The 24,945-nt window shown below is 67.1% G+C and carries 23 protein-coding genes and 3 tRNA genes; 13 read left to right on the top strand and 13 right to left on the bottom strand.

Annotated elements, in window-relative coordinates:
- Window positions 1–107: 107 nt before the first annotated feature.
- The 3 genes from GJV80_RS16170 to GJV80_RS16180 form a co-directional block, all read right to left on the bottom strand.
- Complete coding sequence (locus GJV80_RS16170; RefSeq protein WP_154688781.1) at window positions 108–611, bottom strand: hypothetical protein; 504 nt, start codon at window positions 609–611, stop codon at window positions 108–110.
- Window positions 612–625: 14 nt separating this feature from the next.
- On the bottom strand, window positions 626–841 hold the full coding sequence (locus GJV80_RS16175) for a hypothetical protein (protein WP_154688782.1): 216 nt from the start codon (window positions 839–841) through the stop codon (window positions 626–628).
- Window positions 842–959: 118 nt separating this feature from the next.
- The gene (locus tag GJV80_RS16180) at window positions 960–2,393 is read right to left on the bottom strand and encodes a PLP-dependent aminotransferase family protein (protein WP_154688783.1); all 1,434 of its coding nucleotides are present in this window, start codon (window positions 2,391–2,393) and stop codon (window positions 960–962) included.
- Between the two features lie 143 nt (window positions 2,394–2,536).
- On the opposite strand from GJV80_RS16180, the gene GJV80_RS16185 reads away from it, so the two are divergent.
- A complete protein-coding gene (locus GJV80_RS16185; RefSeq protein WP_154688784.1) occupies window positions 2,537–3,466 on the top strand; it encodes an aldo/keto reductase in 930 nt (309 codons plus the stop codon).
- A gap of 248 nt (window positions 3,467–3,714) precedes the next feature.
- On the opposite strand, the gene GJV80_RS24105 is transcribed toward GJV80_RS16185, so the two are convergent.
- Both GJV80_RS24105 and GJV80_RS16190 read right to left on the bottom strand, forming a co-directional pair.
- Window positions 3,715–4,002, bottom strand: coding sequence for a hypothetical protein (locus GJV80_RS24105; protein ID WP_230207756.1), 288 nt, complete (start codon window positions 4,000–4,002; stop codon window positions 3,715–3,717).
- Window positions 4,003–4,021: 19 nt separating this feature from the next.
- Window positions 4,022–4,678 carry an NAD-dependent epimerase/dehydratase family protein gene (locus GJV80_RS16190; RefSeq protein WP_230207757.1) on the bottom strand — a complete coding sequence of 219 codons (657 nt, stop codon included), beginning with the start codon at window positions 4,676–4,678 and terminating at the stop codon, window positions 4,022–4,024.
- 138 nt (window positions 4,679–4,816) lie between these two features.
- Here GJV80_RS16190 and GJV80_RS16195 point away from each other — a divergent pair, with 138 nt between their 5' ends.
- The 6 genes from GJV80_RS16195 to GJV80_RS16220 all read left to right on the top strand — a co-directional run bounded on the left by GJV80_RS16195 (window position 4,817) and on the right by GJV80_RS16220 (window position 13,987).
- The gene (locus GJV80_RS16195; RefSeq protein WP_195908969.1) at window positions 4,817–6,034 is read left to right on the top strand and encodes an acyltransferase; all 1,218 of its coding nucleotides are present in this window, start codon (window positions 4,817–4,819) and stop codon (window positions 6,032–6,034) included.
- Between the two features lie 52 nt (window positions 6,035–6,086).
- Window positions 6,087–6,995 carry an alpha/beta fold hydrolase gene (locus GJV80_RS16200; RefSeq protein ID WP_230207758.1) on the top strand — a complete coding sequence of 303 codons (909 nt, stop codon included), beginning with the start codon at window positions 6,087–6,089 and terminating at the stop codon, window positions 6,993–6,995.
- 175 nt (window positions 6,996–7,170) lie between these two features.
- Window positions 7,171–8,127: an ABC transporter ATP-binding protein gene (locus tag GJV80_RS16205; RefSeq protein WP_154688786.1), complete on the top strand. Its 957-nt coding sequence runs from the start codon at window positions 7,171–7,173 to the stop codon at window positions 8,125–8,127.
- The gene (locus GJV80_RS16210; protein ID WP_154688787.1) at window positions 8,124–9,473 is read left to right on the top strand and encodes an ABC transporter permease; all 1,350 of its coding nucleotides are present in this window, start codon (window positions 8,124–8,126) and stop codon (window positions 9,471–9,473) included. The genes GJV80_RS16205 and GJV80_RS16210 overlap by 4 nt, the downstream gene beginning before the upstream one ends.
- A 3-nt stretch (window positions 9,474–9,476) precedes the next feature.
- Window positions 9,477–12,281, top strand: a complete 2,805-nt coding sequence (locus GJV80_RS16215) for an alkaline phosphatase family protein (protein WP_154688788.1) — start codon at window positions 9,477–9,479, stop codon at window positions 12,279–12,281.
- A gap of 245 nt (window positions 12,282–12,526) precedes the next feature.
- Window positions 12,527–13,987, top strand: a complete 1,461-nt coding sequence (locus GJV80_RS16220) for a cation:proton antiporter (protein WP_154688789.1) — start codon at window positions 12,527–12,529, stop codon at window positions 13,985–13,987.
- A gap of 57 nt (window positions 13,988–14,044) precedes the next feature.
- Here GJV80_RS16220 and GJV80_RS16225 read toward each other — a convergent pair whose 3' ends face one another.
- A complete protein-coding gene (locus tag GJV80_RS16225) occupies window positions 14,045–14,464 on the bottom strand; it encodes an ester cyclase (protein WP_195908970.1) in 420 nt (139 codons plus the stop codon).
- 391 nt (window positions 14,465–14,855) lie between these two features.
- Between GJV80_RS16225 and GJV80_RS16230 the strand changes: the two genes are divergently transcribed.
- A complete protein-coding gene (locus GJV80_RS16230; protein ID WP_154688791.1) occupies window positions 14,856–15,956 on the top strand; it encodes a DUF3048 domain-containing protein in 1,101 nt (366 codons plus the stop codon).
- Window positions 15,957–16,041: 85 nt separating this feature from the next.
- Here the strand turns inward: GJV80_RS16230 and GJV80_RS16235 are convergent, their stop codons facing one another.
- Together GJV80_RS16235 and GJV80_RS16240 are read right to left on the bottom strand one after the other, a co-directional pair.
- Entirely contained in the window at window positions 16,042–16,548 is a 507-nt protein-coding gene (locus GJV80_RS16235) for a hypothetical protein (protein WP_154688792.1), read from the bottom strand.
- A gap of 331 nt (window positions 16,549–16,879) precedes the next feature.
- Window positions 16,880–16,952: transfer RNA gene (locus GJV80_RS16240), tRNA-Arg, on the bottom strand.
- Between the two features lie 199 nt (window positions 16,953–17,151).
- Between GJV80_RS16240 and GJV80_RS16245 the strand changes: the two genes are divergently transcribed.
- The 3 genes from GJV80_RS16245 to GJV80_RS16255 are packed head-to-tail and all read left to right on the top strand — an operon-like array spanning window position 17,152 to window position 19,119.
- On the top strand, window positions 17,152–18,450 hold the full coding sequence (locus GJV80_RS16245) for an inorganic phosphate transporter (RefSeq protein ID WP_154688793.1): 1,299 nt from the start codon (window positions 17,152–17,154) through the stop codon (window positions 18,448–18,450).
- A complete protein-coding gene (locus GJV80_RS16250; protein ID WP_154688794.1) occupies window positions 18,447–18,671 on the top strand; it encodes a hypothetical protein in 225 nt (74 codons plus the stop codon). Before GJV80_RS16245 ends, GJV80_RS16250 begins: the two co-directional genes overlap by 4 nt.
- 34 nt (window positions 18,672–18,705) lie before the next feature.
- Window positions 18,706–19,119: a YkvA family protein gene (locus GJV80_RS16255; protein ID WP_154688795.1), complete on the top strand. Its 414-nt coding sequence runs from the start codon at window positions 18,706–18,708 to the stop codon at window positions 19,117–19,119.
- A 15-nt stretch (window positions 19,120–19,134) separates the two neighbouring features.
- Here GJV80_RS16255 and GJV80_RS16260 read toward each other — a convergent pair whose 3' ends face one another.
- Entirely contained in the window at window positions 19,135–19,923 is a 789-nt protein-coding gene (locus GJV80_RS16260) for a GNAT family N-acetyltransferase (protein WP_154688796.1), read from the bottom strand.
- 77 nt (window positions 19,924–20,000) lie between these two features.
- Window positions 20,001–20,091: transfer RNA gene (locus tag GJV80_RS16265), tRNA-Ser, on the bottom strand.
- Between the two features lie 265 nt (window positions 20,092–20,356).
- Between GJV80_RS16265 and GJV80_RS16270 the strand changes: the two genes are divergently transcribed.
- A complete protein-coding gene (locus tag GJV80_RS16270; RefSeq protein WP_154688797.1) occupies window positions 20,357–21,964 on the top strand; it encodes an LCP family protein in 1,608 nt (535 codons plus the stop codon).
- A 44-nt stretch (window positions 21,965–22,008) separates the two neighbouring features.
- On the opposite strand, the gene GJV80_RS16275 is transcribed toward GJV80_RS16270, so the two are convergent.
- From GJV80_RS16275 to GJV80_RS16285, 3 genes are all read right to left on the bottom strand, one after another.
- Window positions 22,009–22,455 (bottom strand): hypothetical protein, encoded by a 447-nt coding sequence (locus tag GJV80_RS16275; RefSeq protein ID WP_154688798.1) that lies wholly within the window; start codon window positions 22,453–22,455, stop codon window positions 22,009–22,011.
- A gap of 27 nt (window positions 22,456–22,482) precedes the next feature.
- A tRNA-Ser gene (locus GJV80_RS16280) sits at window positions 22,483–22,571 on the bottom strand.
- A 38-nt stretch (window positions 22,572–22,609) separates the two neighbouring features.
- Entirely contained in the window at window positions 22,610–23,578 is a 969-nt protein-coding gene (locus tag GJV80_RS16285; protein ID WP_154688799.1) for an NAD(P)H-quinone oxidoreductase, read from the bottom strand.
- Window positions 23,579–23,862: 284 nt separating this feature from the next.
- Between GJV80_RS16285 and GJV80_RS16290 the strand changes: the two genes are divergently transcribed.
- On the top strand, window positions 23,863–24,945 hold the full coding sequence (locus tag GJV80_RS16290) for a LacI family DNA-binding transcriptional regulator (protein WP_230207759.1): 1,083 nt from the start codon (window positions 23,863–23,865) through the stop codon (window positions 24,943–24,945).

Consider the following 24,945-nt stretch of genomic DNA (forward strand, 5'->3'; position numbering starts at 1 on the left):
GCGGCCTCACCCCAACAACGACTTCCTCCGGTCGGTGACCAGTACGATCTCCCGGCTCGGACGGCTTCTGGACATCCTGTCCAGCATCCTTGCATCTTTGCCGATGGTTACCCGGAATGTGCCGTTCCCCACAGCTTCGGCCCGGTCGGGGATCGTCGTTGGGAAGCAAGCAGGTAGACCGGATCGACCCGATGGGAGACCAGCCTCACCCGGCCGGGCTGCTGGTAGGCGAGCACGTCGATCCTGACCGGCCGCGTGGCCGCAAGGTCAACCGGTAAGGACAGGTGCCGGGTGGACTGTTCCGGCACGACGTCGACGATTGCATCCTCCGGCGGCTGCACGGGCCGCAGGATGGTCTTGCGGGTCGTCGGTTGGCCGGCCAGCCACACCGGCCGCGACGAACGGCCGGTCCGGACAGCGGTCACGACCGGACGCTCCCCCGGATTGCTGAGCGTCACCAACGCGACAGCGGCGCCGGGCTGCTCACTGGACTCGACCCGGACGTCGATGCCGAGGTCTCCGAGTCGATCACCATCGCGGACGCCGAGCCAGGTCATCGCACCCACGGCCGCGAACGCCGTGACCGAGAACACCACAATCGCAGCTGCCACCAGACCCATGGTCGTCACGCCGTTTCGAGCTGGCTGCGGACGGCGCGTACCGCAGCGGCTGCTCGCTGCGGGTCAGCCTCGGCGACCCGGCCACAGGCGGTGAAATGATCTTCGCCGCACGGGCACTCCCACCACATGACCATGACTCCGGGTTCGAGGTTGAACAACGAACGGACCGACTCGTATCCGATGAGAAGCCGACCCTTGGTCGGACAGACACCCAGCAACATCGTCGTACCCCTCAACCAGTCGTACGCGTCCCGATGGACACCGCCTACCGGTGATCCTGCGGTGGAGAGGAGGACCGCTGAAGAGCCAATCGGCCGAGATTGGCTCGTTCTCCGCGGCTCAGACGGCGAGGACGGGGCTGCTCTGGGTTGCGCGCCTCGGAGCCGCGTAGTCCGACCAGGCGTCGGCCAGTCTGCCGACGGCCTCGGACAGCAGTTGTTCCGATGCCGAGAAGTGCACCCGGATCCGATCACGACTCTGCCGGGACGGGTCGAGCCCGTCGCCGGGGACGACGGCGACACCGTGCCGGACGGCAGCCTGGGCGAAGGACGTGCCGTCCCCGCGCGGCAGCCGGATCCATAACGTCTGCCCACCCCCGGCTGCGGGCACCGACCATTCCGGGAGCGCCGCGCACAACTCGGCGCGCAGTTGATCATGTCGGGACTTGAGGAAGGCAGCCCTGCGCCGACAAAGCTCGTCCATGATCGGGAGCAGTTCGGCGGTGGCCATCTGAGCGGGGAGGTTGCCGCCGAGATCATGGATCGCGCGGATCCGCGCGGCACGATTGATGATCGACTCGGGCGCCCTGATCCAGCCGACCCGCAGCCCGGCCCAGACCGACTTTGACAACGAGCCCACGGAGATGACACAGCCACGCCGATCGGTCGCGATGGCCGGCGGCACCCGACGGCCCGGGAAGCTCAGATCGGCGACGACCTCGTCCTCGATCAGCGGGATCCCTGCCGCGGCGGCGATTCCGGCGAGCCGACTCCGGTGCAGCCCCGGCAAAGTCGTGCCGGTCGGGTTGTGATTGGTGGCGATCACGTACGCCATCGCCGGCGGGTGGTCGCGGAACACCCGGGTGAACTCCTCCAGTCCGATGCCGCACGGAACCGGAATCGCGCCCGCCTCGCGGATCACCTCCAGTGCTCCGGGATAGGTCGGTGACTCGACCGCCACCGCATCTCCCGGCCGGAGCAGGCTCATCGCCAGCAGGGAAAGGGCCTGCTGGCCGCCACTGGTGATCATGATCTGTTCCGCCGAGGTGGGAATGCCGCGGTCGGTGAAGCGGCGGGCCAGTCCTGCCCGCAACCGGTGATAGCCAAACGGGTGATAGCCCAGGTCTTCCTTCAACGAGGCCAGTTCGGTCGCTGCGGACCGGTAGGCATCCACCAGTTCGGCTGGGGGCCCGGCAGGTGCGGCGCAGGCGAGACCGATCACCTCCTCGTCCGGCTCGAGCAGCGCCAGGAACATCGGCTGCGTGGTCACCGGCACGCCGTCCGCGTGCGGCTCGGTGCTGCCGGCGATCCTCGTCCCGCTGCCCTGTCGACGGACCACCCGGCCGTCCGCTCGCAGCTGTTCGTACGCATTGACCACGGTTCCCCGGCCGACCGCCAGTTCCCGCGCCAGCCGGCGTTCGGGCGGCAGTCGGGCTCCCGGCTCGAGCTCACCGTCGTCGATGAGCTGGCGCAGCCGGGCGGCGAGCAGGAGATAGAGAGGTCCGCGTCCTGCGGACCAGCGCCCCAGCTGCTCGACCAGTCGCCGTGTATCCATGGTGTCTTCACCGTAGCCGGATTGGATCGGCGCGCGATCCATTTTTCGCAGTGGACGGGTGGCCCGGTGGCGGCCCCGGACGACCCGGGCAGACAATGGTGCCGAACACGTTGTGAGCCCCAACTGCGACGAAGCGAGGACGGATGAGCGAAACGACCGGGGCGGCGAGTCTGCCGACGAACGAGCTGGGTCGGACCGGGCTGCAGGTCACCAAACTGGGCTACGGCGCCATGGAGATCCGCGGTTCACGGATCTGGGGTGGCCGGGCGGTCGAGGACGGCCAGGCCGAAACGATCTTGAACGCCGTGCTGGACAACGGCATCACCTTCATCGACACGGCCAACGACTACGGCCGGAGCGAGGAGTACATCGGGCGATACATCGCCGGGCGCCGGGACGAGTACGTGCTGGCCACCAAATGCGGTTGCCAGGTGGTCCGCCGCGACGACGAGACCGATGACACTCCACACGTGTGGACCAAGGAGAACCTGTTCCGCGGCTTGCACGAGAGCCTGGAGCGGATGAAGACCGACTACGTCGACATCATCCAGTTGCACAACCCGACCGTCGAACAGACCGAGCAGGGTGACCTGGTCGCCGCGCTGCAGGAGATGAAGGACCAGGGCAAGGTCCGCTGGATCGGCATCTCCTCGACCGACCCGCACCTGCAGACCTACATCGAGCAGGGCGTGTTCGACACATTCCAGATCCCGTACTCCGCTCTGGAGCGGCAGCATGAACAGCTGATCCAGGCAGCCTCCGATGCGGGTGCCGGGGTGATCATCCGCGGCGGAGTCGCCCGTGGCGAGCCCGGTGCCGGGCTCGGCGACGCCGATCGTTGGGACGTCTGGGAGGAAGCCAAGCTCGACGCACTGCTCGACCCGGGTGAGAAGCGGACCCAGTTCCTGCTCCGTTTCACCAACGCCCACCCGGGGATGAACACCAACATCGTCGGGACACTCAACCCCGAGCACCTCGTGGAGAACATCGCGGCGGCAGCCAAGCCACTTCCGGCGGACACCTACGCCGAGGCGAAGCGGCGGCTCGACGCCGTGACGAAACCGGCCGCATAGGACGCCGAGTAAGGAATCGCGGAGCAGAACTGCGTCTGCCCGCCCCAGACGGGATCACGGTCGGGGGTCCGTGTGTCGCCGGGGGCGGGCACGCAACGTCGAAGGCCCCAAAAGCACTGCTGGGGGAGGTTGACGCGGAGCGTCCTGCCTCGACGTACAGGCTGCGTCGCCTGCACGTCAGAAATTACCAACAGAACTGTCCGCGCACCGGGCTTTGACAAAAATGGTCGCAAAAGGGACTTTGGTCCCTATCTCCGCAGGTCGGCGCCGAGCCGACCGTCGGCGCGCAGCCGGTCGACCGCCTCGGTGACGGCCTGCAACGAGCTGTGCCGCGGGTGATACCCGAGCCGATTGCGGGCCTTGTCGATGCTCACCACGTGGCTGCGGGTGATGTGCTCGCGGGCCGACGCCGACTCCGGCTCGGGCAGCGCCGCAAAGAACTCCTCGTACGGGACGAAGCGCAGCACCGCCTCCCGTCCGAACCAGCCGGCCATGGCCTCGGCGAAGCCACGAAGCGTCAGCGCCTGCGCCGACACCGCGTGGAATGCCTCATGATCAGCCTGTTCGGGGTGGTCGATGCACAGCCGTACGATCTGCGCGACGTCCTCGGCGTGGACGTGATGCAGGGTGTCCAGTCCGAGCCCCGGCAGCAGCAACTCCTCGCCGAGGGCCAGCGTCCGCCAGGCGTCGGTGTTCACCGTCCCCCTGCGGGTTGATCACCGGCCATCCCGGTCCGGAAATGTGTCCGGGATGCACGATCGCCGTCGGTACTCCGGTGCGGGACTGGCTGAGCAGGTATTGTTCGATGGCATTCTTCTGGGTGCCGTATTCGCCCCACGGATGGCGTACCGCATCCTCGGTCACCGGCACCTCGGTCAGGCGGCCGTGCACCCAGATGGTCCCGATATGCACCAATCGCCGCACGCGACCGGTCAGGCCCGCGACCAGCGCACGCGCCGAATCCTCGGTGAAGCAGATCATGTCGACGACCACGTCCGGACCAAGATCGGCGATCTTCCCGGCGAAGGTACCCGCCGCATCTTCCGCGGTTCGGTCGAGCGCGACCTTGTCGACCTGCTGCCAGGCGGGATCGTCCCGATACTTCGGTGAACCGTCGCGGGAGACGACGGTCACCCGGTGCCCGTCCTCGACCAGCATCGGAACGAGGTAGCCGCCGATGTGGCCGGTGCCACCGATCACCACGATCTTCATCAGACCTCCTTTGAACTTCGTGTATACGCCCGAGCCTGTCGGCGCGTGCGGACGGGTCGGACCACAGCTGGCCGACGACCTGGACCTTCTAGGACGTTTGCCCCTCCCGATCGCCCCCGGATGCGAGATGCTGATGCTGTGAGCTTCGGCACGCAGCCAGACGATTCCGACCGGTTGCAGCACCTGGACAGGCTCAGGACCGCGCTGGTCGCCTGGGTCATCGCCTGCCATGCGCTCCTTGGCTACTCCGCGGTGGGCGGGTGGCCCTATGACGAGGTCAACGAGGTCACTTTCGCACCCGGGACCGAGTTGTTGTTGATGATCATCGTCGGTCCGTCGGGTCTAGTGATCATCGGCCTCTTCTTCTTCATCGCCGGTCTGCTCACCGAGCGGTCCTACCGTCGGCACGGCTGGCTGCGCTACATCGGCGGACGGGTGCAACGACTTGGCCTGCCCTGGTTGGTTTCCGCACTCGCACTCTGGCCGGTCGCCGTATGGATCGCCTATCGGGGTGCCGGCCGGCATGTCTCGTTGTGGTGGATCTTCCGACATCGCGACCCGTTCCTCGACTCAGGGGCGTTGTGGTTCGCGTTGGTCCTGATGATCTTCTCCGCTGTGTTCGCGACGGGAACCAGCCTCGAGCGGATAGCGGCCCGCTTCGGCTCGTCGAGATCAGGCGCTCGCCGTCGAGGACCGGGCCCGCTCACGGTGACCCGGCTCGGCGGGGTGGTCGGCGCGATCAGCCTGGCATCGTTCGTCGTCCGGATCGGGGTCCCGGTACACAGCGGACAGGTAGGCGACCTGCACATCTGGTGGTGGCCGCAGTGTTTGGGAATGTTCCTGCTCGGCATAGCGGCCGCGCGCCGCGGCTGGGACACCCACCTTCCGCCTCGGGTGCGGCGCGGCTGCGGCGTCGCGGCTCTGGTGACGTTGGCGGTGGCGCCGGTGCTGGCAGTGGCGAGCGGCCTGCGCGACGACCTGCACGGTGTCGGACCGTTCCTCGGCGGATGGCACTGGCAGTCGCTGGTCGCCGGCACCATCGAGGCGACTCTGTTGGTCACCAGCTCGATCTGGCTGGTGGGCGCCGCCGAACGTCACCTCGCCGGCACCGGGCGACGGGTCAGCGTCTGGACCGGGGCTGCGTTCGCCGCGTTCGTCATCCAAGGTCCGGTGTTGATGGTGCTGAGCACGGTGGCGCGGCTCCTCCAGGTTCCGGCCGAGGTGAAGGCGCCGCTGGTCGCGGTAGCGGCGATCGTGCTGAGTTTCTGGCTCGGAGGACTGATCGCGGCGTTCTTCCGCTCGCGGGCCAAGGTGGGTTCAGGTGACGGACGGCCGGCCACCGCGCTGGGCTCTTGACGCACTTTCGAGAAACGATTCCTGATCCAACACCGAATTGACGGGAGGAGTGGTGGGCGACCCGGACATCGGCAGCAGCCGCACCGTCGACCTGACGGGCCGGATACTGCACTATGTCGACTTCGGAGGATTACCTTCTGGCCCGACCGTGCTGCTGGTGCACGGACTGGGCGGGTCGCACCTGAACTGGGATCTGCTGGCGCCCAGGCTGACCGAAGCCGGGCGGGTGTACGCGTTGGATCTGCCGGGCTTCGGTCTGAGTGCGCCGACCGGACGGCCGGCAACGGTGAGGAGCAACCTGCAGGTCCTCACCGAATTCATCGAGCAGGTTTGCCGGGCCCCGGTGATACTGGTCGGCAACTCCATGGGCGGGTTGGTGGCGATCCTGTTGACGGCCGCTCGGCCCGAGCTGGTACGCAGTCTTGTGCTGCTGGATCCGGCGCTGCCGGCCCCGAGCCGGGTCTTGGGCTCGCCGTCGGATGCCTGGACTCTTGCCGTCCACGCTGTTCCGGGGGTCGGCGAGCGCTTGCGCCGGTCACGACGGGACAGGATCGGCGCTCTCGCGACCCTGCGTGAGACTTTGCAGCGCTGTGGTGTCGACGAGGCGGCGCTGCCGGCCGGGCTGGTCGAGCGGTCGATCGCCCTGATCGAGCGGCAGTCCGATGTCGCCGGTGTGGACCGGGCGCATCTGTCCGCCTCGCGCTCGCTGGCCTGGACCCTGATCCGGTCCAGGCGCTATTACGCGACGATGGCGTCGATCAGCGTGCCGGTGCTACTGATCCACGGGTCACGTGACGGGATGGTTCCCGTCGCTGCCGCGCGCAGTACGGCCCGGCGCTATCCCGGCTGGCACTACCTGGAACTCGAGGGTGCCGGTCATCTGCCCCAACTGCAGGTCCCGGACACGGTCGCGGTACGCATCCTCGACTGGCTGGGCGGGCAGCTGCCCCCGTCCTCATGATCAACTCGTCCAGGGCACGAGCGGTGACCGCGACCGCGGAACGCCGGGTACCGGAGGCCGTGCGGCGAATTCGGTCGCCTTCCGTTTGTCAAAAGTTTCCCCGCCGGTGAAGGTTCTATCAATCCGCAACTTCTAGCGTCCCTGTCGAGGTTCACAACCCCAGGAGCGCACATTCATGGATCAGATCCCGGCGATACGGGCTCGCGGCATCAGCAAGTGGTTCGGCGATGTGCTCGCGCTGGACAATGTTGATCTTGAGGTGGCGGCCGGGCAGGTTCATGGACTGCTCGGGCCGAACGGGGCAGGCAAGACCACCCTGCTCGGCCTTCTTCTCGGCCTCGCCGTCGCCGACCGCGGACGGCTGGAGATCCTCGGCTCAACCGTCACCGGGACGTTGGCCGTTCCGGATGGTGTCGCCGGTTTCGTGGACGGTCCCGGGCTCTACCCGTCGCTGACCGCGTGGCAGAACCTGCGTGCGCTGGCGGCCCTGCGCGGTTCCGGTGCGGAACGGGTCGACGATTCGTTGCAGCAGGTCGGCCTCGGCGAGGTCGCCGATGATCCGGTGCGCGGCTTCTCACTCGGAATGCGCCAACGGCTCGGCCTGGCCGCCGCGCTCCTCACCCGCCCCCGGCTGTTGGTGCTGGACGAGCCTGCGAACGGGCTCGATCCAGCCGGCACGCGGCACGTCCACAGGGTGCTGACGACGCTGGCCGCAGGCGGTGCCGCTGTCGTGCTGTCCAGCCATCGGATGGATGATCTCGCCACACTGTGCGCCGAGGTGACCATCCTGAACACCGGCCGGCTGGTGTTCAGCGGCCCGGTCGGCAAGCTGGCGGCGGAGAGCGGTGAACTGGACTACCGGTTGCAGGTGACCCAAGCCGACGTCGCCCGACGCATTGCGTCCGAGGCTCCCGGCGTGCGGCTGCGGCCCGCAGCCCGGCAGACGCTTGCCCCAGACCCGGAAACGATCATCGTCGCAGGACCCGTCCCCGCCCTGGACGAACTGGTGGTCCGGCTGGTTGCAGGCGGTGTCGCGATCCGCGAACTTGCTCCGGTCGTCGCGCCGCTCGAGGCGGCTTTCCTGGCACTGACCGGGGACGGTTCCCCATCGGTGCAGGAGGGCTCCTGGTGACGACCTTCGTGCTGTCCGGACATGCCGCGCGGACGGCGCCGCTGTTGTCCGGCTGTCGGTTCGAGTTGATCAAGCTGCTGGCCCAGTGGCGGGTACGCCTCCTGTTACTGGCCTGTTGGATCGCCCCCGGTGGCTTCGTTGCCGTCGTGGGCACCCAGAGCTCATTGCCGTCCGACACGGTGTTCGGCCGGTGGATGCACGCGACCGGCTGGTCGGGTGCGTTGGTGATCTTGGCCTTCTCCTGCGAATGGGCGCTGCCGTTGGTGGTGTCCCTCGTGGCCGGTGATGTGTTCGCCGTCGAGGACCGGCTCGGCACCTGGCGGCATCTGATGATCGCCGCGCGGTCGCCCCGCCGCATCTTCGTCGCCAAGGCGTTGGCCAGCGGCTCAGTGATTGTGCTGTCGACGGCAGGGCTGTTGCTCTCGGGCATCGTCGGCGGTCTGCTGTCGTCCGGAAACCGGCCGCTGGTCGGTCTTGACGGCCACACGTTCTCACCGGCGGAGACCGTCGCCCGGCTGCTGCTGGCCTGGTTGTGCGTGCTGGCGCCGACGCTGGCGTTCGCCGGTGTCGGCCTGCTGGGCTCGGTTGCGCTGGGCCGCTCACCGACGGGGCTGGCGTTGCCGGCCGTTCTCGCGGTCGCCCTGGCCCTGCTGCAGCTGCTGCCCCTGCCGGTGGCCGTACGGCTCGCGCTGCCGAGCCAGGCGTTCGTCACCTGGCGCGGGCTCTTCACCGATCCGGCACAGGTCGGCCCGATGATCATCGGCATCGTGGTGGGCCTGGTGTGGGCCTGCGTCGCGACTGCGGGTGCGTACCTGCTGTTCCTGCGCCGCGACTTCACCGACCTGGCCAACGACGGGTCCGGTCGCCGAATCGTCTCGGGTCTGTTGCCGCTGGTCGCCGTCACGATCTTGTCGGTGCTGGTCATCGGATTCGCCGGCGGAGGGACCGGTTCGGGGATCGGCAGGGCGAAGATCGAACGGTCGCTGGAAACCTCCTTCGCTCACCTGTACGTGCTGCAGACCACAGAGTTGCACCGACCCGCGGTCACCGAGGAACAGCTCCGGGCGAAGGCTCACTGCGACAAGGGCGGCAGCCTGGTGGCCGACGAAGGCGCCGGCAACGACTGGCGTTGCGTCGTGTCCTGGCACCTGCCCGGTGCCACCGCGGTCGGCCAGGCGATCTATCAGCTCGACCTGACTCCCGACGGCCGGTACGTCGCCGACGGCGACGGGCCGAAAGAGGTCAACGGCTTCTTCCAACTCAGGGCGCCGTACGGAGACGCCCCAAACCCCCTATGGCAGTTCGACGGCACTGTCGATCTGCTCGCAACGTCCGGAAAGGGATGATTGATGCACGTCAAACGCCAACGCCGGCAGGCCACCGGGAGCCGATTCTCCTGGCGCGGTCGGCCGGTCCGGATCGCACTCGCCGGCCTTGCCACCATGGCGGTGACCGGTGGAGGTCTCGCGTACGCGACCAGCGCGGTCTTCGGCACCAACCAGGTCGGTACGACCTATCGCAGCGGAATCCAGGTCTCCGACGATCAGATCATCAAACCGCTCGGTGATCGACTGGAGACTCCGTACGGAAAGTTCATGAGCTCCACGGTCAGCCCCGACGGCCGGTTCCTCGCGGCGACCAGCACCGACAGATCGGTAGTCCTGCAGATCTTCGACCTACAGACGTACAGGCTGATCTGGACCGTCGGCTCAGCATCGACCGTTGATCAGAAGTTGTCCGACGGCAGCGTCGGGCAGGAAGGTCCGACGTACTCACCCAACGGCCGGTACCTCTGGCTGCCCGAGACCAACGGCCTGACCAGATTCGCCGTGAACGACGACGGCACACTCGGTGCAGCGACCAAGATCACGATCCCGACGGTCGACGGCCACTCGGCCCTGGTGGGTGCCGCCGCCTACTCACCGGACGGAACGACCCTGTACGCGGCGGTCAACGGCCAGAACACCGTCGCCGCTCTCGATCCGTCGACCGGGACGATCAAGCAGACCTGGGACGTCGGCATCGCGCCCCGGGGACTGCAGTTCGTCGGCAACAGGCTGTACGTCAGCAACGAGGGCGGCCGACAATCGAAGCCGGGCGAGACCACGATGACGTCCTACGGGAGCGACGTGCCGTCCGATCCGGTGAAGGGCACGTCGACGACGGGTACGGTCAGCGTGATCGACACCGCGCATCCATCGGCAACGATCCGATCCATTGCGGTCGGGCTGCACCCCACCGCGATGTACCTGGCCGGGAACGCGCTGTTCGTCGCCAACACCTTCGACGACAGCATCTCGGTGATCGACACCAACACCGACAACGTCGTCCAGACGATCTCCAGCAAGCCATGGGCGTCGTCAACAGTCGGGTACGCACCCACCAGCATCACCCTGAGCCGGGACAACCACCTGTTGGTCACCCTCGGACGGGCGAACGCAGTCGCGGTCTACAAGTATCACGGCGACCCCCGCGAACCGGTCAACTACCTCGGCCTGCTGCCCACCGACTACTACCCGTCCCAGATCGCCACCGTGGGCAACCAGATCGTGGTCACCAACACTCGGGGAATCGATGCCCGCGGCCCGGAACTGACCTACAACGAAGGCGCCGGGACGGTTCCGGCGACCGGACACGGGACACACAGCACCACCGCGAGCCTGACCCGGTTCGTGCTGCCGAGTGATCAACGGATCGCGGGCTACACCTCACAGGTGTTCGCCCAGAACGGCTGGAGCGGTTCCGATGTCAAGCGGGCCGCGCACGGCAAGGCCAAGCCGGTCCCGGTGCCGGCCCGCATCGGTGACCCGTCGACGATCAAGCACGTGTTCCTGATCGTCAAGGAGAACCGCAGCTACGACCAGGTGTTCGGTGACATGCCCGAGGGAAACGGTGATCCGCAGCTGGCCCAGTTCGGGGCGAAAGTGACGCCGAACGAGCATGCGCTGGCCAGGCAGTTCGGGCTGTACGACAACTTCTACGACGTCGGCACCAACTCCGCCGAGGGCCACAACTGGATGATGCAGGGCGACAACCCGGAGTACACCGAATCCAGTGCAGGCGAGTACATCCGCAGCTACGACACCGAGGAGGACGTGCTCGGCCACCAACGGTCCGGCTTTCTGTGGACGGCTGTCCAGGCCGCGGGTGGGACCGCCAGGAACTACGGGGAATTTGAATACACCGAGGGCAAACCGGCGGGCTCGACCTGGCAGCAGTACTACTGCGCGGCAACCAGCGTGGCGAAGGGCGGTGATCCGGCTCAGCTCACGACGCCTGAGCTGAAGGGTGACTACGGTTCGGTGATCCCATCACTGAACGCCATCGCCGATCACGCCTCCCCGCCGTTCGACACCTCGATCCCCGACGTGTACCGCGCCCGGCTCTGGAAGCAGGACTTCGAGAAGAACGGGCCGGCCAATCTGAACATGTTCTGGCTGTCCAGTGATCACACCGGCGGCACGGCCGATCCGGAGGCACAGAACGCCGACAACGACCTGGCGGTGGGCCAGATCGTCGACGAGATCAGCCACAGCAGGTACTGGAAGGACTCCGCGATCTTCGTGGTCGAGGACGACAGCCAGAACGGAGCTGATCATGTCGACGGCCACCGTGCCCCGATCCAGGTGATCAGCCCGTGGGCGCAGCACGGCAAAGTGATCAACACCTTCTACAGTCAGATCACCCTGGTCCGGACCATCGAGCAGATCCTCGGTGCCCAACCACTGAACCAGAAGGTGGCTGCGGCCACACCGATGTATGGGGCGTTCACCGGTCGACCGGACTACCGGCCGTACGACGCGGTATCCAACCAGGTGCCGTTGACCGAGGGCGTGGTCACCGAGCCGTCCTGCGGTTGGGACACCCTCGGCAAGACCGGTGCCGCCGCCAAGGAGCTCAACGCGGCAGTCGCGAAGAAGACGGCGATCTCGGCTTCGCAGCTGAGCACCGCCACGAAGTGGGAGAAGTGGACCCAGAGCCAGCATCTGATCGGCAACGGCGCCGTGCCGGACTACGCGCACCCCGAACAGCTCAACCGCTACATCTGGTACCAGACCCACCAGTGGAAGGTGCCGTACCCGGGTGATTCGAGGATCTACGCTCCGGTCGACGTACCCGGAGCCAACATCCCTGGCGTCGACGGTGATCACTGAGCTCCAATTTGATCATCTCAAAGGCGAGACAACGGATATTCGATCACTGCTGATCAGCATGTGATCGAACGCGATCGCCATGCTTCGGCCCGCCGGACCACCGGCGGGCCGTTCGTGGCTTCCGGCGCCGACGGGCCGGATGGTGCCGCAGCGACCATCAATCGGGTTGTTAGCCTTGCGACCGAACATGGGGTGTGCCGGGAAGTCTGGTCGGCGATCTACTGTCGCGACTCCGGAGGCGTCTCGTGTCTGATGCGGTTGGGTTCGGCGTCGCCGTGCTGGTTGTTTCGGGCGCGATCATCGCCGCGATCTTCGGCGGCAAGGTCAGCGCCTGGCTGCGAGTACCGGCGCCGGCACTGTTCCTGATCGCTGCAGCGGCTGTCGCCCTGCTGTTGCCGCCGGTCGGGCAGACCGGTCGGCAGTGGGGCGAGTCCATCGTCTCGGTCGCCCTGGTGTTCATCCTGTTCGACGGCGGGATGCACATCGGCTGGCGGCGGTTCCGGTCCGCGGCGGGTTCGATCGCCTGGATCGGAGTCGCTGGAACGGCAGTCTCTGCGGCTGCCCTGGCGACCTGCGCACACTTTCTGTTCGGCCTGGGCTGGCAGCCGTCACTCCTGCTCGGTGCCGCCTTGTCACCGACCGACCCTGCCGTGGTGTTCTCCGTTCTGGGCGGCAGTGAGATCGCCGGTCGTACCGGCACCATCCTGGAGGGTGAGTCCGGCGCGAATGATCCGGTGGGCATCGCGCTGTTGACGAGCCTGGTCGCGGCCACAGGTTCCGGGCTGGACGCGCTCGGTTCCGGCCTTCTCGAGTTCGCGCTGCAGATGGTGGTCGGCGCCGCGGTCGGGCTGGTCGGCGGCTTCGGCCTGACCGTTCTGGCCCGCCGGGTCCGGCTGGGCAATCAGGCCATGCACGCGGTGTTGATCGCCGCGAGCGCGGCCGCGCTGTACGGGATCGGCTCGGCATTGCACGGTTCGGGATTCTTGGCGGTGTTCATCGCCGGCATCCTGCTGGGTGATGTCCGGGTGCCGTACAAGCGGGAGATCGAACAGTTCAGTTCCGGACTGGCCGGTCTTGCCGAGATCGTCGCCTTCATCGTGCTCGGCCTCAACATCGACCTCCGCGAAGCAGTGCATCCCCGGGATCTGTTGGTCGGTCTGTCCATCGGGCTGATCCTGATCTTCCTGATCAGACCGATACTCGTCGGACTGCTGACGTTGCCGATCAAACTCGAACGCGGCGAGCGGGCGTTTGTGCTGTTCGCTGGTCTGAAGGGTGCTGTGCCGATTCTCCTCGGATTGTTCATCCTGGACAGCCGCCGGCCGGAGGACGACTTGGTCTTCGCGGTGATCTTCGTCGTCGTGCTGATGTCGGTGGTGCTGCAGGGCGGGCTCGTTCCGTTCCTGGCGGACCGGTTCGGCGTACCGATGCATCAGAACCCGCCCCGACCCTGGTCTCTTGATGTTCGTTTCGCCGAAGAGCCGCAGGGCCTGCAGCGCCACGTGATCGCAGCGGGTTCGCGCGCCGACGGCCGCACGGTATCGGAGCTGGGCATCGGTGACCGCGGTTGGATCAGCATGATCAGCCGGGCCGGCCGACACCTCCCGATCCGCAACTCGACGCGGTTGCAGGCCGGTGACGTCGTCTTGACCCAGGTCGACGAGGACGTTTCGCTCGCCGATCTGCTGGATCCGCCCGATTCGTGATCATGGCCGGATGGGCGACTCCCAGCGCTGGTCAGAGTCGTAAGAGATGATCAACGATCATGCGGCGTCGGATCGCGCCGCTTCCAGCTGGGCCATCATCTCCCGGAGTGGAATGTAGGCGCGTAGTGCGCTGATGCCGGCGTCGTCCAGGTCGTAGAAGATGCTGTACGGCAATCTCACCTCGGCGCCGGTGGGCGGAATACCGGCGAGCTCTCTGACGTGGACGCCGACGAAGTCGGCCTCAAGAGCCGCCCGACCATCGGTGATGGTCAGCGATCGCAGTTCCGGATGTGCGTCGAACGATTGGGTGTGGAAGCCGGCGATGAAGTCCCGGACCGCTTCCCGTCCGCGGACCTCCTGTCCGTTCTCCATCGTCGTCCACACCACATCGTCGGTGAAGTACTGACCGAAGTCTCCGCCTGTGAGGAGTGCGTCCATGTAGGCGTCCATGGTCTGCTGGGTGCTCTCGAGTGACATCATTTCCCCCGTTCGTCTGTCCGAACTCGAGGCGGCACCCGAAGATGGAACCGGCGATCGCCAGGCTTGAGAATCCGCGCGCGCCGCACTTTCGACGTTAGCACCGAACTGCGCCGCCGTTCCTCCCAACGAAGTTCAAAGTTTGAGTCAGGGGCTCCCGCGACCGCCGATTTCGAGCCGCACCGTCGAAGTTTGAGTTTGCGTTGATCGGCGACTCCGGGCCGCGCGATCAAAGTTTGACCTTGCGAAGAGGATCGGGGCGGATCCATGGGTCGCTCGAGACCGACACGGCGGGTTCAACGCCAAGTGGCGGCGACTCCGCGCCTGTCCGGCCTAGCATCGCTTTGCCACCTCGGTGGCATCGGGTACGCGTCGGAGGTGCTCTTTGCCCGTGAATCGCAAGCGTCGCATGGTGATCGGCGGCATCACCGTGGGCGCACTGGCACTCGCCGTTGTTCTCGGCATCGTGATAACGGGCCGGCATCGCGCGACCACCCCCGTCGCCGGACCCACACCGACAGAATCCTCTCCGCCGCCGCGGACGACCTCCTCGCCACCACCGACGCGCCGGGCGGTCAAGCACACGGAACCCCTGACCGGACTCCCGGTGACCAAGGGCATGGACCTCGACCATCCTGCGGTGGCGATCAAGATCTCCGATGTGCGCCAGGCGCATCCCCAGATCGGCGTCGACAAGGCGGACATCGTCTTCACCGAGCCCATCGGAGTCGCGTACACCCGGCTGCTCGCGGTGTTCCACTCCCAACTGCCCGCCGAAGTCGGACCGGTGCGGTCCGTGCGCCCGCCGGATGTTCCGCTGTTGTCACCGATCGTGCCCGTCTTCGGCAACACGATGGGCGCCCGATGGGTGGTCAAATACGTGGATTCGGTCGGCCGCCTGGACGACCTCGGCACGCTCCGGGTGCCCGATTCCGGTGCGTACGCGCCGAAGTACGGCCGGCCGCAACCCGACAACATCTTCGTCAAGCCCCGGAAGCTGATGGGTCTGTCGAAGCTGCGGGAACCGCCGGCCGGCTACTTCGACTACGCCGGCGACCTGGCTGCGTCGTCGGCGGCACGGGGCAGCGGTGTGGCATCGTCCGCGGTCGTTCCGTACGGGGCCGGATACGACATGACCTGGACCTACGACCGCTCTCGGAAGCGATACCTGCGGTCCGAGCCGTGGGGACCTCATCGAATGGCCGACGGCACCCGGATCAGTGCCGCCAACGTCCTCGTCCTGAAGGTGTCCTCGTCGGTGAGCAAGATCGGAAAGGGCTCGGGTGCTCCGGTTCCGATCTTGAAGCTGACCAACGGTTCGGGTCGCTTCGTGGCACTGGCCGGCGGACATTCGGTCAAGGGCACCTGGACCAAGGCAGGCGTCTCCGACAGGTTCATGCTCCGCACCGACGACGGGAAACCACTGCTCCTCGCGCCCGGCAACACGTGGGTCGAACTGCCGGCTGCCGATGCCTTGGTGAAACTTCGCTGACGCGACGCCCGGACCCAGCTGGCCCCGGGCGTCGCCCAGTGAACCGGCGCAACCGCCACTCCGCGTCCGCGCGCCTTCGGGTCAATCAAATCCGTAACCACGCGGCGCGGACGGCAGCGATCTGCGCGTGCAGCGTCAAGCCCGAAACGTCGAGGTCGGAATCGGTGTCCAGCGGCGCGAGTTGCTGACGGTGGAGCGACTCGAACTCCTGATCCGTGAGATGGACGCGGCGGGTCCGGGCCCGAGCGCGCGCCATCTCCACAGTGATCACCAGGCGAATGACCGCCACGTCCGGGACCAGGTCCCGGTACAGCCGGAGGAGCTCGGCGTCGATCACGTCGCTCATCGTGACGTCGAAGCCGTCGGCTCTGAGGTTCGCCGCCAACGCGGCGGCGTTGCGGACGCCGAGTCTGTGTTGCGCGCGCCCTTCGGCTCCGTCCCACGGGGCGGCGTGCCCGGACTTCACGAGCTGGCGTACGTCGTCGACATCGATGTAGGCGCATCGCACCGTCGATTCCGCCAAGGCTCGTGCGGTTGCGGTCTTCCCGACGGCAGGGCCGCCGGTGAGAAGGAGCGGGCGAATCGCGGACATGTGCTCGAGGCTAATTCAGGAGTACGCGCGGATACACGACTGACCTTCGTGCACATCTGCCGTCCAAACAGGCGGCGGAGGCCGGATCAGTGACGCTCGCCTCGTCTGGACGGCGAAACTACTCGCGGCGGCAGAGGCGAGGTCGTAGTTGTCGAAGAAGTCGGTGGTGTCGCGGGGTGGCGGTCAGCGGCCGGTGTCCCGGGCCGGGAAGTCGAGTCGTCGCGACCGAACGGTGCTGTGGTGGTTTGCAGCCGACCGGTTCCCGGCGGCCGTCAGTGCCGCACTTCTCAGCCAGTTTGGTGTTTGCCCTTGTCAGGGCCAGTTCGGGAAGCGCGCCCGGAGGGATTCGAACCCCCAACCTTCTGATCCGTAGTCAGATGCTCTATCCGTTGAGCCACGGGCGCTCGTTGCCGGACAGGCCGGCAACGCCGACTCAGCTTAGCGGGCAGGTGCGGATGCGCCCAAATGCATGCCGCCACGAGTGGGGCCGACCCGCCCGAATCGTGCATGTCAGTCCTCGGTCACCTATTGTTCAGTCCAGCGGTTCGGTCCATGGCGGCCCGCGGCCGCACTGGTACGTCTACCCCAGTCCCAAGGGGAGCTGTGACTGTTGCGCTGTTCGTCGTGGTCTGCGTTGTCGCCGTCGCACTGATCTTCGACTTCACCAACGGCTTCCACGACAGCGCCAACGCGATGGCAGGTCCGATCGCCACCGGCGCACTCACGCCTCGTACAGCCGTCATTCTCGCCGCCGTCCTGAACGTCGTCGGCGCCTGCCTTTCCACCGAGGTCGCCAAGACCATCTCCGGTGGATTCTTCGACGAGACGCTGGTCACTCCGGTCATCGTCCTGGCGGGACTCACCGGGGCGATCATCTGGAACCTGATCACCTGGCTCTTCGGCCTGCCGTCCAGTTCCTCCCACGCCCTCTTCGGCGGCCTCATCGGAGCTGTGATCATCGGTGCAGGTGTCGGCACGGTGCATTTCGGCGTGGTGATCTCCAAGGTGTTCCTGCCGGCCGTTGCCGCTCCGGTGATAGCAGGGCTCGCTGCTGCCTCGGCGATCAAGATCTCCGATGCTGTCACCTCGAACCTGCCGAAGAAGAAGTCTGCCAAGAAGGGATTCCGTAACGCGCAGGCCTTCACCGCCGCACTGGTCGCCCTCGCCCACGGCACCTCCGACGGGCAGAAGACGATGGGCGTCATCACCCTGGTGCTGGTCGCCGCCAATCTGCAGAGCCCCGACACCGGTCCGCACTGGTGGGTGATCGGATCGGCTGGACTGGCGATCGGCCTGGGCACGTATTCCGGCGGCTGGCGGATCATGCGCACCCTGGGCAAGGGGATTGTCAAGATCGACACCGAGCAGGGCGCGGCCGCCGGGTCGGCCACGGCGGTAACCATCCTGGCGTCAGCACATCTTGGCTTCGGCCTGTCCACGACCCACGTCTCCACCGGAAGCATCATCGGCTCGGGCATCGGACGGAAGGGATCCGACGTCCGGTGGGGCGTTGCCCGCAGAATGGTCTACGCCTGGCTGCTCACCCTGCCGGGTGCCGCAGTCGTCGGGGGTGCAGCCTCGCTGCTGGCCGATCAGGGGATCGCCGGCACGATCATCCTGCTGGCCAGCCTCGGCGTCGCCTGCCTGGTGATCTACCTCGTCTCCCGCCGAAACGCGGTCGACCGCACCAACGTCACCGAGAGCCCGGAGGTGCTGGTGCTGAACGCGGCCAAGCCGAACAAGATCGCGAAGGCCCAACGCAAGTACGCCAAACGGCTCGCCAAACAAGCGGCACTGGACGCCGGTCGCGTACCGGCGCACGTCGGCGGAGTCTCGTCCGAGGTGACGGCAACCGAGGAAGAGCGTGCCCAGCATGCCAGTCGCGAAAGTGAAGCATCATGATCGACTGGGTTTCGCTGATCATCGTCGGTGTCGTCTCGATCGGCGTCACGGCCCTCTTCGCGGTGCTGCTCTCGGTCGGCATCCGGCTGCTGTCGGTGGCTCGGGCGGCCGCCGACAGCCGGGCGGCGATGCCCGCCACCGTCGGAGCCTGGGTCCTGCTCGGGTTGATCGGCGTGATGCTGCTGCTCGGGCTCTATTTGATCATTCCGCAGTTCCACTGAGGCTTCGACCGGCACCCGCACAGGAGGACTCGGCATGTGGTGGCACGCGCTCATCGGGATCGCTGTAGGGCTGCTGGTCGCGTACCTGATCCTGCTCGGCCTGCTGTGGCTGGCCTCCCGCCGAGCCGGCGATCCGGTCCGGCTTCGCGAGGGCATGCGACTGTTGCCCGACCTGATCCGGCTGATCCGTCGCCTGGTCGCCGATCCCGACCTGCCCCGAGGCGTGCGCGTCCGGCTGGCACTGTTGCTGGGCTATCTGCTGCTACCCGTCGACCTGGTGCCGGACTTCATCCCGGTTCTCGGTTACGCCGATGACGCCATCATTCTCGTCATCGCCCTCCGTTCCATCACCCGCCGAGCCGGTCCGGAGGCTCTCACCCGACACTGGCCGGGAACGCCGGCCGGTCTCGCCGCGGTGCGCCGCTTCGCCGGCCTGCCGGCGGAGTAACACGACGACGGCCGGTCAGGAGAAGTCACCGACACAGATCGCGTAGTCGGCGACCCGCTCGAATCCGACCCGCTCAGCGACGGCGATCGACGGCAGGTTCGTCGCCCACGCATCCCAGTACGCGACCAGCCCGCGCCGTACGCACTCCGCGACGAACGCGCTCGCGGTCAGCGTCGCCAGTCCGCGCCGACGGTATCCGGGCTGGGTCTCGATGCCGGTCCCGCAGTGCCGCGCACTGCGGTACTCGGCGGTGCACCAACAGGCGATCGTCGATGCGGTGTGCGCGACGTAGCCGAAGCCCCTGTGCTGGAACTCCCGCACTGACGGCCATCCCGATTCAATCTCGGCGACGACGTCGGAGAATCCGGACAGGGCGGACAGGTCGCCGAATCGCTCGGTGATCGACGCTATGCCGAAACCCTCCGGCAGTCGCTCCGAGCGATCCTGCGGGTTCGGCCGGGCCAGCCGGTAAAGGACCCGATCGCGTCGCTCCAGGTCCCGGTCGGGGAAGACCGCGGCTGCGGTGGCTTCGGAAAGGTACAACTTCAGGAATCCCGGACGGGAGGGCGCGACCACTTCGTCGAACAGCTGCCGCCAGGCTCGAGCCTCGTCACCGACCGCACCGGCCAGGTAGACGGTATGGCTGCCGTCCCAGATGAGTGAAGCCGCGGGGACGGCGACGTCGTCGACCCAGACCCGGGCCGGCGTGGCACCGGCGACCATCGCATCGACGACGAAGCCCAGATACTCGGCATCGAACAGCCGACGGATGCCGAGAGCTTCATCGGTGGGCACCAAGATCACGACGCGAGCGTAGCGGGGTGCGGCTTCGCCGGGAGACTCCTGGAGCGGAGTCCCCCGGCACTCGGCCTGGTCAGGGGCGGAGGCGGCGGGATTTGAACCCGCGATGGGCTTTAAGACCCAAACCCGCTTAGCAGGCGGGCGCCATAGACCGGACTAGGCGACGCCTCCCGACCGATTCGGCCCCATGGCCAACACCGCAACCACTCAGGGCAGTCACAGACGGTGGTGCATGGAACGCCCGGCAAGACTACCGATTGGACCCGCACCTGAGCAAAAATGGGCCGACTGACGGCTGGGTCAGCTCTCCGGTAAGGTCCGCGAGGTACGGAACTCTCCCACCGTGCACCTAAAGTTGAGACGGCCCTGCCGCGACCAGGCACCGGCCGGCTGACTGACTGAACTCAAAACTGGCGCCAACCGGCGAGGAGAGTACGTGGCCGAGGACGACTGGAACTGGGAGTTGCCCAGGCGCGCCCTGGAGCCACAGCACGGTCCCGACCGCCCCCGCCCGCGCCGGGCACGCCGGGCCGCGCCCGAGGAGGGCATTGCGGGCGGCTTCCGTCGCAGCGTCCTCTTCACCATCCTAGGCTCCTTCCTTCCCGGTCTCGGTCTGATCGCAGCCCGCCGGCGACTGGTCGGCGGCATCATCCTCGCGGCGTTCCTCACCCTGGTGCTCGGCGGCCTGATCTGGGCACTTGCGGATCCGCGGTCACTGCTGGCCACCGCTGTCGATCCCGGCCTACTCAAGTTGATCACAGTCGGACTGATCGTGCTCGGCGTGGTCTGGGTGCTGGTGATCATCGCCAGCCATCTCAGCCTGACCCGGGGACCGTTGCGGCGCGGTCAGCGGGTCGGCGCCAGCATCCTGGTCGGTGCACTGACCTTCGTGATCGCCGCACCGGTGGCCGTCGGCGCCCGCTACAGCTATGACCAGGCCAGCCTGGTGTCGACCGTCTTCCACCAGCAGAAGCACTCCGAGAGCGCGACGCGGCCGAGTGCTGAGCCGACCGCCAAGTCCGACCCGTGGAAGAACAAGCCGCGTGTCAACATCCTGCTCCTCGGCGGTGACGCTGGTCCGGACCGCACCGGGACGCGGACCGATACCGTGATGATCGCCAGCATCGATACCAAGACCGGCGACACGACCTTGATCAGTCTGCCGCGCAACACCGCGCGGATGCCGTTCCCGCCGAAGTCCCCGCTGGCCAAGTACTACCCGAATGGATTCACCAACGGTGACGGCAACAATGCCGAGTACTTCCTGAACGCGATGTACGACAACGTGCCCGCGACGGTGCCCAAGAACATCCTCGGCAAGACCGACAATCTCGGCGCCGACGTGCTCAAGCTGTCGGTCGGCGAGGCGATCGGGCTCAAGATCGACTACTACGTGTTGATCGATCTTGCCGGGTTCAAGAAGTTGATCGACGCACTCGGCGGGATCACAGTCAACATCAACACCTACGTCGCGATCGGTGGGAGCACCGACGAGCACCGGCCGCCGAACTCCTGGCTGCACCCGGGTGCCAACCAGCACCTCAACGGCGCCAAGGCGCTCTGGTTCGCCCGCGGCCGCTACGGTGCCGACGACTTCCAGCGGATGGACCGACAACGCTGCGTGGTGGACGCGATCATCCAGCAGGCCAATCCGGCCAACGTGCTGACCCGCTACGAGGCGATCGCCCGAGCGGGCAAGGAGATCGTCAAGACCGACATCCCCCAGGAAGCTCTGCCCGCCTTCGTCGAACTGAGCATGCGGGCCAAGAAGGGCAACGTACGCAGCCTGGTCTTCAAGCACGGTGTCAACGGATTCTCCAGTCCCGACCCGGATTTCGATCTGGTACGCCACCAGGTCGCCAAGGCGATCGACGAAACGGTCCATCCCCCCAAGAAGGCCAAGAAGCCGGGCAAGTCCGGTTCGGCCAAGGGCTCCGGCGGATCGTCATCATCCCGGACGTCGCCCTCGCCGCAGAGTGAGTCGGCCGCAGACGCCTGTGCGTTCGATCCGCAGATGGCCGCGAACGCCCAGCCTCCGGGCTGATCCTGTGCTGTCTGAGTCCTTCGAACAGCGGTCGCGGTCTGTGCTCAGAGGTCGCGGTAGCCGCGGCTCTGGTCGAGCCGGGCGACCAGCGCGCCCGACAGCCGCTGGAGCACCGGGTCTCCGGCACCCCGCGGACTGTCGATCTTGAGCGCTGCCTGCCGATCCCGCCGATTGAGATAGATCGTCTGACCCGCAGCCGAGACGTCGTCGATCTCCGACCAGGCCGCTGACGCCGACCGCCCACCACTGGTGATCATGATGTGCTCCCGGTCCAGGACGACCCTGGTGGTCACCCGTCTCCCGACGGCCATCGTGGCCACGATCACTCCGGCGCCGACCAGCATGACGGCGACACCGGCGATGATCAGATAGGACTTCCCGAACGCCAGACCGAGGCCGAGGAGGACTGCGCCGAGCCCGTCGACCACGGCAACGTTGCGAAACGTCTTCACCGGCGGAGCCGGCGCCAGGACGTAGGACTCCTCGGTCACGTGTCCCCTCTTCCAAGCTGTCGACTGCGGCGAGGGTGGGATTCGAACCCACGGAACGGTTTGAGCCGCTCGGCCGCTTTCAAGGCGGCTGCACTAGTCCACTATGCGACCTCGCCGGGTGGCCCATCGCCGGTGATGGAACCAGTGGGTGATCCTACGGGAGAAGCAGGATCTTGCCGACATTCTCCCCGGACTCCAGCCTGGAATGAGCCTGGGCGGCGTCGGCCAGACCGAACCGCGTCTCCGGCGCCGCCCTGATCCGGCCGGCGGCGTACATCGGCCACACCGTGTCGGCCACCCGAGCGACGATCGCGGCCTTCTGTTCCACCGGGCGTCCGCGCAGTGAGGTGGCGGTCACCGAGCACCGCCGACTGAGCAGCCGTCCGAGGTCGAGCTCGGCACGCGACCCGCCCTGCAGGCCGATGATCACCAGCCGGCCGTCGGGTGCCAGGGCAGCGGTGTTGGCGTCGAGATACTTCGCGCCCATGTTGTCCAGGATCACGTCGACGCCGCGGCCGGTGAAGTCGGCGATCGCCGCAGACCAGTCGTCGCGATAGCTGACCGCAAGATCGGCGCCGAGTGCGCGGCAGTGATCCAACTTCTTCGGGCTGCCGGCGGTGGCGATGACGGTCGCGCCGAGTTGCTTGGCGTACTGGATGGCGAAGGAACCGATACCGCCCGCGCCGCCGTGCACCAGAAACGTCTCACCGTCATCGAGCCCGACCAGGTCGGCATTGGAGACGACGGTCGCGGCGACCTCCAGCAACCCACCCGCGGTGACCAGATCGATTCCGTCCGGCGGCCGGACGACCTGACCTGCCGGCACGGCAACGCGTTCCGCATAGCCGCCGCCGGCCAGCAGCGCGACGCACGGGTCCCCGACCTGCCAACCGTCGACCTCCCCGCCGACGGCCGCGATCCTCCCCGAGCACTCCAGGCCGATGATGCCGGAGGCACCCGGCGGCGGCGGGTAGACCCCGATCCGCTGCTGCAGATCGGCCCGGTTGACCCCCGCAGCGACGACCTCGACCAGCAGTTCGCCCGGCCCGGGGACGGGATCGGCCACCTCGTCGAGCTGCAACACCTCAGGGCCGCCGGGCTGATCCACCGTGATTGCACGCATGTCCGCAGTCTGCCCGGCGGGCAGCGGGCGTGCTCGTCAGGGTCGCCCGGTCGGCCCGGTTCGGCGGGATGACGGTGCGCTGAGGCCAGACTTTGATGGAACGCCTTTGCGAAATGCTGCGCAGGCCGTAGGTTGTTAAACCATTAATCGTTTGACGGGCGGCCGCGGATCTGCAGGGCACCTGCGGCGCCCCGGTCACCGGGGAACAGTGTGGCTTGCCGACAGGAGACTTGCCGATCAGACGGATCGAACCGGCGCAGGGCGCGGTCGGGCAGGAGGTGACGATGCGGGACAAGGCTGGGAAGCCCGCTCGCACCACCTTGCGCATGGTCGCCGAGCTCGCCGGCGTCTCCACTGCGACAGTCTCCTACGTGCTGTCCGGCCGGACGGGCGGACGCACCGGAGTCTCCGAGGCGACGATGGCCCGCGTCCGGCTGGCTGCGCAGGAGCTCAACTATCACCCCAACCAGGCCGCAAGGGCGATCCGTACCGGCAAGACCAATCTGGTGCTGCTCTCCCTGACGATGCTGTCCGATCCGTGGGCCCAGGAGGTCGGCCGGGCGGTCAGCGCGGCGGTGACACCTGCCGGTCTGACGGCGCTGATCCTGGCCGACGGTGACTGGGCGACTGCGATCACCCGTCAACCTTGCGACGTTGCCTTCATCGACAGCGCAAGGACCGCCGACCAGCGGGAAGTGCTCCGCCGACTCGCTCGCAGCGGTTACCGGCTGGTCGTGTTCGATGACGAGTTGGAACCGGACGGATTCGATGTCATCCGGTCCGAGGCGACCGAGGGCTGCCGGCTGGCTGTCCGCCACCTGCTCGAGTCCCATGATCGGATCGGTTGTCTGACCACCAGGATGGGTCGCAACCTGGAGCACCGCCGCTATGCGGTCTATCTCGAGGAACTCGAGGCGGCCGGGATCGCTCACCGCGAGGACTACGTCGAGACCATCGATCTCGACCCGACCAGCGCGTACGCCGCGGCGGTACGGATGCTCAGCAGTCCGGATCGGCCAACGGCCATCTATGCGATCTCCGACTTCGCAGCGATGAGCGCCGTCCAGGCCGCCCTTCGATTGCGACTGCGGGTTCCCGAGGACGTCGCGATCATCGGAGTCGGCAACACTGTGGAGGGTGAACGGATGGAGCCGTCGCTGTCCAGCGTCGGCCCGACCGACTTCTTCACGCGGCTTGCCGAGATCCTGCGGGACCGGGCCACCGGCGAACAACCCGGTTCGGGCACGCTGTACGACTTCAGCTGGTCACTGTTCGCCCGCGAGACGACGCTCGGCCAGCCCGTCGGATCGGCCCTGCCGTCCAACAGCACCACCAATCACTCCCGATCACATCGAACAGAAAGTTGA

It is taken from the genome of Microlunatus sp. Gsoil 973 (assembly GCF_009707365.1).
GTDB lineage: Bacteria > Actinomycetota > Actinomycetes > Propionibacteriales > Propionibacteriaceae > Microlunatus.